This window comes from Ruegeria sp. HKCCD8929 (assembly GCF_013031405.1).
Classification (GTDB): domain Bacteria; phylum Pseudomonadota; class Alphaproteobacteria; order Rhodobacterales; family Rhodobacteraceae; genus Ruegeria.
In genome coordinates this window covers 1-1808 of sequence record NZ_WPZY01000122.1, presented here as the reverse complement: position 1 = coordinate 1808, position 1808 = coordinate 1, and the positions used below count along the sequence as shown (strand labels likewise).

Below are 1808 nucleotides of genomic sequence, written 5' to 3'. Positions count from 1 at the left end.
ACTGGCTGGATGTTGAGAACAAACCCATCAAGGTCCTGTTCCTCTTGCTGGCCAGTTGTGTTGGCGCTGTCACATTTGCAGGGTCGCTGGTATTCGCCAGTCCGCTAGCACGCCAGCCCGATGGCGTCAGTGCCGCCGACCGTACCCTGTGCGCACTGTTTAAAGGCAAGGTCTGTCTTGATGTTGCGGAGCTGACGCCCACCGAACAAGACCAGCTCGAGTTCATCACTCTGGCTTGTGAGGGCGGCGTCACCGAGCGGTGCTTTGAACGCGCTATCGACATATGGAAAATGGACGGCTCAACCGCCAGTACGCTCTGGGGTGCGGCATGTCGTGGTGGCAGTGCGCATAGCTGTGTAAGTCTCGGCTACTTGCTTGAGACGGGTATCGGCATCAGCGCTAACCCCTTAGAGGCTGCGCGGCTCTACAAGCTTGGCTGCGATGGCGGGGATATGAGGGGCTGTTCCAATCTCGGCTATCTTCGCAGCGAAGGAATTGGCGTAGAGTTGAATCTTGCGGAGGCGAATCGACTCAATCGGAAAGGTTGCGACGGCGGCGATGCAGTGGGTTGTGCTAATCTCGGCTATCACTACGAGCATGGCATTGGCGTAGAGGCTGATCCTGAGAAGGCGGCGCGGCTCTATTGGCAAGCATGCGACGGTGGCTATGCTTTTGGTTGTAATAGTCTCGGTTATCTCTACTCCAATGGTATCGGAGTTGAGGCCGCCCCACCTGAAGCGGTACGGCTCTACCGGCAAGCCTGCGATGGCGGCAACGCGAAAGGCTGTTTCAATCTTGGTCTATCCTACTTCCTGGGCGTCGGGATTGAAGCCGACCCCCTGGAAGCGGCACGGTTCTATAGGAAAGCCTGCGATGGCGACGATGCGCAGGGTTGTACTAATCTCGGCCATCTCTACGAGGAAGGCACTGGCGTAGAGGCCGATCCATTGGAAGCCGCGCGGCTCTACCGGCAAGCCTGCGAAGGCGGCGAGGTGCAGGGTTGTACTAATCTTGGCCATCTCTATGAGGAAGGCACTGGCGTAAAGGCCGATCCATTGGAGGCGGCACAGCTCTATCGGCAAGGCTGCGATGGCGGCGAAGCCGTTGGCTGCACCAATCTCGGCTATCTCTACGATCAGGGAATTGGCGTTAAGGCGGATCCTGAGAAGGCGGCCCGGCTCTATCGGCAAGGCTGCGATGGCGGCGAAGCTGTTGGCTGTACCAATCTCGGCTATCTCCACGAGAAAGGCACTGGCGTGGACGCTGATCCCGAGGAGGCAGCGCGGCTCTACCGGCAAGGCTGCGACGGAGGCCACATGATGGGTTGTAACAATCTCGGCTATCTTCACGCGGCAGGCACTGGCGTAGAGGCCGATTCCGTGGAGGCGGTACGGCTCTACCGGAAAGCCTGCGACGGCGGCGAGGCGCTTGGTTGTTCAAATCTCGGTGCTCATTTCGACGGGGGTATTGGGGTTCAGCGCGACGCTGAACGAGCCAAACAGCTCTACCAGCAGGCCTGTTCGATGGGATTCGACGACGCTTGTGACTGAGTTGAGGCTACCGAACAGGACTAAGAAAGGATTCTTTCAGGCAAATCCCGCGCCCTGGCGCGGGACCGCGTGCTAGTCGGCCGCCGGCTGTGCCGGCGCCCTCCCAGAACAACGTGGCCTGGTCTCCCTGCCTCAACAACCCCTTTCGCGTCTCGTTCCGAGCCACGCCAGTGGCTTTGAGCCATGGTCGCCCAAACCACGGCGATCTGCCCTGCGGGTGACGCCCATTCCCTCCGCTGTGCGTCGGCTTTTGCAAGG

The 1808-nt window shown here is 59.8% G+C and carries 1 protein-coding gene; it reads left to right on the top strand.

What is annotated here, in order from left to right:
* On the top strand, positions 1–1550 hold a 1550-nt coding region (locus tag GOX53_RS29305), incomplete at its 5' end, for a tetratricopeptide repeat protein (protein ID WP_171182401.1).
* Between the last annotated feature and the right edge of the window lie 258 nt (positions 1551–1808).